Source organism: Dyadobacter sp. (assembly GCF_051859145.1).
In the GTDB taxonomy this organism is placed as follows: domain Bacteria; phylum Bacteroidota; class Bacteroidia; order Cytophagales; family Spirosomataceae; genus Dyadobacter.
The window spans coordinates 1-8,394 of the sequence record NZ_JBHYGF010000169.1 but is presented as its reverse complement, the minus strand read 5'-3'; the positions used below and the strand labels follow the sequence as shown (position 1 = coordinate 8,394).

Annotated in this window: 7 protein-coding genes; 2 read left to right on the top strand and 5 right to left on the bottom strand. The window is 47.8% G+C overall.

The genetic code is table 11. The features are described 5' to 3' along the window. On the top strand, positions 1 to 1,905 hold a 1,905-nt coding region (gene leuS, locus ACTIE6_RS11325), incomplete at its 5' end, for a leucine--tRNA ligase (RefSeq protein WP_439556738.1). A gap of 80 nt (positions 1,906 to 1,985) precedes the next feature. Here leuS and ACTIE6_RS11320 read toward each other — a convergent pair. Next, a complete protein-coding gene (locus tag ACTIE6_RS11320) occupies positions 1,986 to 2,363 on the bottom strand; it encodes a hypothetical protein (RefSeq protein ID WP_439556737.1) in 378 nt (125 codons plus the stop codon). 158 nt (positions 2,364 to 2,521) lie between these two features. On the opposite strand from ACTIE6_RS11320, the gene ACTIE6_RS11315 reads away from it, so the two are divergent. Then, positions 2,522 to 3,322 (top strand): glycoside hydrolase family 25 protein, encoded by an 801-nt coding sequence (locus ACTIE6_RS11315; RefSeq protein WP_439556736.1) that lies wholly within the window; start codon positions 2,522 to 2,524, stop codon positions 3,320 to 3,322. Between the two features lie 583 nt (positions 3,323 to 3,905). On the opposite strand, the gene ACTIE6_RS11310 is transcribed toward ACTIE6_RS11315, so the two are convergent. The 4 genes from ACTIE6_RS11310 to ACTIE6_RS11295 all read right to left on the bottom strand — a co-directional run bounded on the left by ACTIE6_RS11310 (position 3,906) and on the right by ACTIE6_RS11295 (position 8,139). Further along, positions 3,906 to 4,964 (bottom strand): agmatine deiminase family protein, encoded by a 1,059-nt coding sequence (locus tag ACTIE6_RS11310; RefSeq protein ID WP_439556735.1) that lies wholly within the window; start codon positions 4,962 to 4,964, stop codon positions 3,906 to 3,908. 55 nt (positions 4,965 to 5,019) lie between these two features. Continuing rightward, positions 5,020 to 5,601, bottom strand: a complete 582-nt coding sequence (locus ACTIE6_RS11305) for a hypothetical protein (RefSeq protein WP_439556734.1) — start codon at positions 5,599 to 5,601, stop codon at positions 5,020 to 5,022. After that, positions 5,598 to 6,692, bottom strand: coding sequence for a hypothetical protein (locus ACTIE6_RS11300; protein ID WP_439556733.1), 1,095 nt, complete (start codon positions 6,690 to 6,692; stop codon positions 5,598 to 5,600). Before ACTIE6_RS11300 ends, ACTIE6_RS11305 begins: the two co-directional genes overlap by 4 nt. Positions 6,693 to 6,948: 256 nt before the next feature. After that, entirely contained in the window at positions 6,949 to 8,139 is a 1,191-nt protein-coding gene (locus ACTIE6_RS11295) for a pyridoxal phosphate-dependent aminotransferase (protein WP_439556732.1), read from the bottom strand. Positions 8,140 to 8,394 lie beyond the last annotated feature (255 nt).

The window sequence follows — 8,394 nt, the reverse complement described above, 5'->3', positions numbered from 1 at the left end:
GTCTTCACCACAAGAGTCGACACGATCTACGGGGTTACTTTTATGGTGATTGCGCCGGAGCATGAAGTGGTGGATCATATAACTACGCCTGAGCAGCGGGCGGATATTGACGCTTACATTGCGATGACGCAGAAGAAGTCTGAGCGGGACAGGATGTCGGATGTGAAAACCGTGTCAGGTGCATTTACCGGGGCTTATGTGATCAATCCATTCAGCGGAGAGAAAGTGCCGGTTTACATTGCTGACTACGTTTTGGCAGGCTACGGAACCGGGGCTGTGATGGCGGTACCTTCCGGTGACCAGCGTGACTGGAACTTTGCAAAGCATTTTGATCTGCCGATTGTGCCGATCCTGGATGCGCAAAAAGACATTGAAACACAGGCGGATAATACCAAGGAAGGTAAATACATTAACTCAGGAATGATCAATGGACTTACTTTCCACGAGGCGAATAAAGTCTTGATCCAATGGCTGGAAGAAAAAGGCCTAGGAAAAGGAAAGATCAATTACAGGTTGCGCGATGCGGTTTTCAGCCGCCAGCGTTACTGGGGAGAGCCCGTGCCCGTTTTTTACAAAAATGACAGTACCGGTAATCCATTGCCTTACTTAATGGCGGAAAGTGAGCTGCCACTGAACCTGCCAGACGTAGATAAATACCTGCCTACCGAAACAGGCGAGCCGCCGCTGGGCCGCGCGCAGGGTTGGGCACACAGCTCCGGTAGTACTTACGAACTGAGCACGATGCCGGGCTGGGCAGGTAGCAGCTGGTACTGGTACCGGTATATGGACCCTAAGAATGAATCTGCATTTGCCTCGAAAGAAGCAATTGACTACTGGCAGAATGTGGATTTGTATATGGGCGGAACCGAGCACGCAACCGGCCACTTGCTGTACAGCCGCTTTTGGAACAAATTCCTGAAAGACAAAGGCTATGTACCGCAGGAAGAGCCTTTTAAGAAGCTGATCAACCAGGGTATGATCCAGGGACGCAGCAATTTTGTGTACCGGGTAAAAAGCGACGATTTCAAAAACCCGACTTTTGTGAGTGCGGGTTTGAAAGACCAATATGAAACGACAGCCCTGCACGTAGACGTGAATATTGTTCAAAACGACGTGCTGGATATCGAGCGTTTCAAAGCTTCGCGGCAGGATATTTCTGCCGAAAATGCCACTTTCATTCTGGAAGAAGATAAGTACATCTGCGGTGTGGAAGTGGAGAAAATGTCCAAATCCAAATTCAATGTTGTCAATCCCGATGATATTGTAGAGAAATACGGAGCGGATACTTTGCGGTTATATGAAATGTTCCTCGGCCCGCTGGATCAGGCAAAACCGTGGAATACCAATGGAATCGACGGTACTTACCGCTTTATCCGCAAGTTGTGGCGGTTGTTTTACAACGACAATGGACAGTTCGTGGTAAAAGATATTCCTGCCAAACCGGAAGAGCTCAAAATCCTGCACAAAACGATCAAGAAAATTGAAGAGGATATTGAAAACTTCTCATTCAACACGGGTGTAAGTGCATTTATGGTTTGCGTAAATGAGCTGAGCAGCCTGAAATGCCAGAGCAAAGCAGTATTGCAGGAGCTGGTCGTGCTGGTATCTCCTTACGCGCCTCACATTGCCGAAGAGCTTTGGGCAGTGCTGGGGAACACGGAAGGGGCAGTTTCAAAAGCCACTTTCCCAAAATGGGAGCAGCAGCATGTAGTTGACGCTGTTTTTGAATATCCTGTTCAGATCAATGGAAAAGTAAGGATTTCAATTCCGTTCCCGCTGGAAACTTCTGCGAAGGAGATTGAAGATGCGGTTCTGGCCGACGAAACCGTGCAGAAATGGATGGAGGGTAAAGCGGCCAAGAAAGTGATCGTAGTCCCGAAACGGATTGTGAACGTAGTAATCTAGCAGTTGTTTAAACAGCGAAATAGCCCGGTGCAAATCATTGCATCGGGCTATTTCTTTTCATGGCTGATTTCATATCTGGTCTATTTCACGGCTAGAATTCTTTCAACAGGCTGCTCTGTAAGCTCAAATTTGGTGACCTGTTTGTTTCCTTTGCCAGAGACTTCAATGGTGTAAACACCGCTTGGAAGCGATTGTACATTCAAGGCTCTTCTGAATCTGGTTATGTTTTTTCCCACCACTTCGCGGAACATCACAGTACCTCTCTCATTGGTCACCAGCACGATGGTGTTGTCATCGGTGTACTTGTCAATATTGATGTGGATGTTGCCTGATTTTGAAGCGAAGATCCCGGTTCCGAAAGTGGCTTTTTTGCTCTCTTTGTCGTCGGCAAAAGTATTTGATACAAATACAACAGTGAATGCTACTGCGAAGGCGATTGATTTAAGTAAGTTTTTCATGGCTAACAGATGTTTAAGGTTTCTTGTCTTTTTGTCCCTGAGGACATAATAAAGGTAGGCAACGGCAGGTACTATGTATTACAAAGTACATGAATGGCAAGATTGTAAAATGAATGGTAATACGGCCGGAATAGTGAAGTTTCGTAGTTTTGCGGTCTATGGCAAAAAGGAAAGCGAAATCCTCCCCGCAGAAAATACCATACTTAAAACCGCTGCCCCGAAAGGCCTGGGCGGTGATTGCGGCTGTGTTCCTGGTTATTGCTGGCATTATTTGGTGGCGCGATAGCAAGGATGAAAACCAGTGGGAGTTTGTTAGCAAATTCGGAATCCGGCTGCCGCTCAGATATGCAATCCACGGGATCGACGTTTCGCACCACAATGCAAAAATCAATTGGGATAAGCTGAAAAGGACGCGCTCCGGAGAGGTTGGGATTGATTTCGTGTACATCAAAGCAACCGAAGGCGCGACGCACCTGGACAGACAATTCAAAAGAAACTGGGCCGAGGCAAAGCGGGTAGGGATGAAGCGGGGCGCTTACCATTTCTATAACCCCCGGGTAATGTCCGACAAGCAGGTGCAGAACTTCATCGGTCAGGTGCGCATGGAACCCGGCGACTTACCGCCTGTACTCGACCTGGAAACACACGCAGGCCGCCCAGACGATATCATTATCAAAGGTGTGCGCAACTGGCTGACGCAAGTAGAAGGGCATTATGGCGTGCGCCCGATCATTTACGTAAATGAGCATTTTTACAAAAAATACATTGCCGGAAATTTCGACGATTACCCGCTCTGGCTAGCCGGCTATTCCCGTAACGATATCAGCGACCTCGCGCACGACGCCCAGGTACTATTTTGGCAGCACAGTGAAAAAGGCTGGGCCGACGGGATCAGGGGTTTTGTAGATTACAATGTGTTTTTACACGAACCGGAAGACTGGGAAGGTCTGGCCCCCTAGCGCCCCTGAGGGGAACCTTGCGAGGTGCTATTCCCCCTCAATCCCCCTAAGGGGGACTTTACTGGGTTTCTTAACGTAAGTGAATGAAACACCCCAACGCAAAAGAAAAGCCCCTTTAGGGGTTTAGGGCAAAAAGAAGCACAACGAAGAACCAACCAGCCAACCCCCTAAACAAGCGGTTCCTGCTGGCTCAAACAGTGAAAACTGCCCTGGCCCCCTTAATCCCGGAAGTGCTATTCCCCCTGAATCCCCCCTAAGGGGGACTTAATTGAGTTTCTACACGTAAGTGAATGAAACACCCCAACGCAAAATAAAAAGCCCCTTCAGGGGTTTGGGGCAAAAAGAAGCACAAGAAAAACTAACCAGCCAACCCCCTAAATAACCGGTTCCTGCTGGCTCAAACAATGAAAACTGCCCTGACCCCCTAATCCCGGATGTGCTAGGCCCCCTCAATCCCCCTAAGGGGGACTTAATTGAGTTTCTACACGTAAGTGAATGAAACACCCCCAAGCGCAAAATAAAAAGCCCCTTCAGGGGTTTGGGGCAAAAAGGAGCACACCGAAGAACCAACCAGCCAAACCCCCTAAACAACCGGTTCCTGCTGGCTCAAACAGTGAAAACTTCCCTGGCCCCAGATGATTTCAGTAGCTTCCAGTGGAATGATTTTTCTTCCCGCAAATGCTTTTTCCAGTATATCAATCGCGACCTGGTCATTCGGATTATTGAAAACCGGGACAATCACACCTGCATTGCAGATCAGAAAGTTGGCGTAAGAACCTGGCGTGCGGAACCCGTCTATTACAACTGCTTTCGGCATGGGCAGTTCGATGATATTCAGTTGCTTTCCATTCACAAGCCGCATGTTTTTGAGCATGGACAGGTTGGTTTGCAGGATTTCAAAATTCTCGTCGCTGCTGTTGGGTTCGATGCAGGCTACTACGGTATCTTCATTGATAAATCTTGTGGTATCGTCAATATGCCCGTCTGTATCGTCGCCTACAATGCCGCCTTCAACCCACAATACCTGCTCCACGCCGTAGTAGTCGCAAAGCTTTTGTTCGATCTGCTCCTGGCTTAAATGCGGGTTGCGGTTGATATTTAAAAGGCAAGATTTGCTGGTGAGTACACTTCCTGCACCATTGAACTCCACAGCGCCGCCTTCCATGATAATGCCGGGATTTACGGTAGGTAAGTTCAGGTACTTTGCCACAGCTGAGGGCGTGCGGTTATCGTCGTCGTAAGGCGGATATTTGCCTCCCCACGCATTGTGTCTCCAATCGACGATCATTTTCTGCTTCGTTTCAGGATTGATTACAAAAGCAGGACCGTGATCGCGGCACCAGGCATCGTTGGTAGGTTTTACTACAAACTCAACTTTGGAAAGATCCACGCCCGTGCGGGCCAGCTCGGCAGAGATGAATGTTTTGAGATTTTCATCATTCGCGATAATCCCCACATTTTCACCCGCACTGATCGCCTTGATAAAAGCCAGGTACTGCGGCCGCATTTGTGCCAGCTTTTCGCCTTGCCACGAAGCTTCGTTATGCGGGAAGGTCAGCCAGGTAGCCCGGTGCGGGTGCCACTCGGCAGGGAAAATGAAACCTGATTCTTTGGGGGTCGATGAAGTACGGAGCTCTGACACGGTAATGCGATTGAAATGGATTGAACCGCAAATGTCGGAAAGGTTTCGGGGGAAATCAATTATTCGCCACCATCACATTCTCCACCAGATAAGTCCCATCGACGGTTTCCAGGTGGTAGGCTTTGTTCACTTTTCGCGCATTCTCCTGTACTGCGCCTACTTTCCAGGAAGATACCAGGTCGGTGGAAGGTTCGTAATGATACAAAATGTCGTTTTTTGATAATTTCCGCATTCGCTTTTTGCCGTGCTTGGTCTGCACGCGGTGATCTGGTGTGGCTTCGAGCAGCAGGGCAGGTACAATCTTCTGATCTTTTTGTACTTCTTCGTTCGCAGGTCTGAGGTAAACTGCTGTCAATGCCGAGTAAGGTTCAGTAAATACATTGATCTGCTTCACCTGCGTAATAGTGCTTTTGCCGCCTCTGCACGTTTTTACATGCTCGCCGATTTTGACATCCGCCATCGGCTTCACACTTCCGTCGGCCATCGTCACCGGCGCACTGCCCGAAAAGTACTGGTACCGTTTCTTTTTCTTCAAAACCTTAATGGTAGCCTCCGATTGAATGCGCTCACCGGAGGTTTGGGCAAAGAGGTGAATGGATATAAATAACAGGAGTGAAATGCTGAATAGCTGCTTCATGCTTTGGATACTTTGACAAAAACCTTACTCAATGCATTCGGCACTGCACCCAGTCCAATCAGGAGCAAGCCTGCTGAAATAAGCGTGGTATTATGGGTGAAGAATGTTCCCGAGGAAAGGATTGCGAGGATTAGGATTGTGGAAAAAGGCAGGGAGAATGCAAGCAGCAATACTGCCAGTTCGAGGTCGAATGTGCGTTTTTCTTTGGGTAAACCTTTCGCGTCTTCTTTGAGGTTGAATGCCGAAATATGCGCCAGCGGCCAGAAGCTCGCCGCACTCAGCGGAATGACAATTGCAAGCAAAATCATCGCATAATCATTGATATTGAGCACATAAATCATCCCCGCGCTGATCAGCATGGTTATGCCTGCGCGAAAGAACAGTATGCTTGCTACGATCCGCTTTTTACCTTCTTTTAACTGAACAGCCAGACCAATGAACAGCAGCACAAGCGGCGTCATCATCGCGCTGGTTTTGTCAAAAAGATCAGTGACCAGTGAAGGTAATGTGCTGTAATTGATACCAAGGCTCAGAAGAATGATTGCGAGGAAAATCAGCAGGTTAATAGGTTCCTGGAAGAGGCTCAGAAAAAGGCTTTTCAGTTTTCCGCCCATTTTAGTCTCCTTATCGTCGCTGTTTTTCAAAAACATATTCATCGCCAGGATATAAAGCGATATCAATACAAAAAATTTGTTTCCCACATCCGCCAATGCAGCTATCGCCAGACTTTTTTCACCCAGGAACTCGGCAATAAACGGAAAGCAGGAGAGGCCCGGCGCGAGCGACGGAATAAGCATCATCAGTGTGCGGCCAGTCGGACTGTTTTTGTCAATCCCGAAAAGCGTAAATGCCAGCGGCGCCGAGAAGAACATCAGGAAGTTGAAAACCAGCGTCACCAGCGGAATGATGATCATGGAAGAATCAATGTCGATCTTCATCAAAGAAATGAAAATCGTCGAAGGCAATGCAACGGAAAGGATAATTTCTTTGATCCCGTTAGTCTGGTCCTTGTTTTTGAATTTGCTTTTAAGAAGCAAACCCAATCCAATCAGCAACAGGAGTGTAATGGTTTTTTGCAATGCATCACTCATAATCTAACAGAATTTGAATGGTAAGTCGTTGATAACGGGATTGAAGAGGGTATTACTTATGAGATAATTTTTTAAAGTAATTGGAGTGTGCTTCGATCGCCCGGCGTCTCGGTGTGTTCAGTGTGACGCTTCGACTTCGCTCAGCGTGACAAGGCGATTCCGCTGGTTTGCACTTCGACTGCGCTCAGTGTGACAAAGGCGTGTGACAACTGCTTGTCAGCCTGAGCGCAGTCGAAGGCACGAGCACTATGACTTATTAACTCAGCTGGTTCAGCGCGCCGACGAATGCTTTCATTTCGTCCATAGTTCCAATGCTGACGCGGCACCACGGCTTGTTTTGAATGTCAAACGATCTTACGGCGACGCCTTTGTCGCTCATCTTTGTCAGCAGTTCTTTGCCTGAAATCGGGATTGGGAAGAGTACGAAGTTGGTGTACGAAGGAATGTATTTGTATCCCAGTTTATCCAGGTTTTCATACAGATACAATTTCGCTTCGTGGTTCAGCTTGCGGGTGTTGCCCTGGAAATCTTTGTCGTCCAAACTGGCAGAAGCTGCGAAGATCGAAGTGTAAGAGATACCCATTCCGCCGCGGGTGATCTTGTTGATGCCAGCCAGGTAAGTCGGAAGCGCTACCATATAACCCACGCGAATTCCGGCCATTCCCATGATTTTGGAGAAAGTACGGGCTACGATTACATTTTTCTTTTGTTGCAGCAACGAAACCATGCTCTGCGTATCTGCGCCAACTGCCAGCTCAATGTAAGCTTCGTCTACAAAAACAGGTACTTTTTCCGAAACACGTGAACAGAAGTCAAGCAGGTCCTGACCTTTTGTAATGGCGCCTGTTGGGTTGTTTGGGTTACAAACGTACACCAGCTTTGTTTCGCTGTCGATTGCAGCTTCCATTGCTTTCAGGTCGTGCGACCAGTCGGCTGTGCAGGGAACCGGCTTCCAGGTAGCACCCACAGATTTCGCAACCTGAACCAGCGACATATAGCAGGGATCAGCCGAAACGATATTTCCCTTTCCATTCATGAATGTAACCAGCGCTACTTTTTCCAAAAGATCCGAAGAACCAGGTCCCATCATAATGTGGTCAGCAGGCACGCCTTCTTTTTTGGCTATCTTATCGATCAGGTCGTACATTTCTTTCCATGCATAACGGTTACCGTTTTTCACAGAATCTGCAACTGCCTTTTGTGCGGACATCGGCGGCCCGTAAGGGTTCTCGTTGGAATTCAGTTTCGCTATGATTTTAGGCGCTTTGCCGTCCTCGGGCAGAAAGTGCTCTCTAACCATTGGGCTGCGGAAAATGCGGTTTTCAGGGTCCAGACTAAGCGGCGCGTTTGAAAAAGCACCCATGCTCAGATGCGGTGCCAAAGTCATTCCTCCGATTGCCATTAAACCGGATTTAAGCAGATTTCGACGGTCCATTTTTTGAGTCATTGTAGTATTGTTTAGAATAGATGTGACGATAAATATTTGTGATAAAGTACTTGATTCAATTTACAAAATAATTAAAAATGCTGTCTGTGCATTGTACTTATTTTGAACTAGTTAGCCTGTATTTGTGAAAATCTTGTGAATGCAATTCCCTTGTAAGTTCCTGTCCAGGAAATCTTCGTAACAGTGCCTGCTTTCGGTGTCGGAACGCCCAGTTCAGCCCAGGTTTTGTCGATGGTTACCAGGCCTTGTGCATTG

Bases quoted from the DNA above. Each gene is read 5' to 3' on its own strand.
- ACTIE6_RS11320 (WP_439556737.1), bottom strand. From the start codon at position 2,363: ATGAAAAACTTACTTAAATCAATCGCCTTCGCAGTAGCATTCACTGTT.
- ACTIE6_RS11315 (WP_439556736.1), top strand. From the start codon at position 2,522: ATGGCAAAAAGGAAAGCGAAATCCTCCCCGCAGAAAATACCATACTTA.
- ACTIE6_RS11305 (WP_439556734.1), bottom strand. From the start codon at position 5,601: ATGAAGCAGCTATTCAGCATTTCACTCCTGTTATTTATATCCATTCAC.
- ACTIE6_RS11300 (WP_439556733.1), bottom strand. From the start codon at position 6,692: ATGAGTGATGCATTGCAAAAAACCATTACACTCCTGTTGCTGATTGGA.
- ACTIE6_RS11295 (WP_439556732.1), bottom strand. From the start codon at position 8,139: ATGACTCAAAAAATGGACCGTCGAAATCTGCTTAAATCCGGTTTAATG.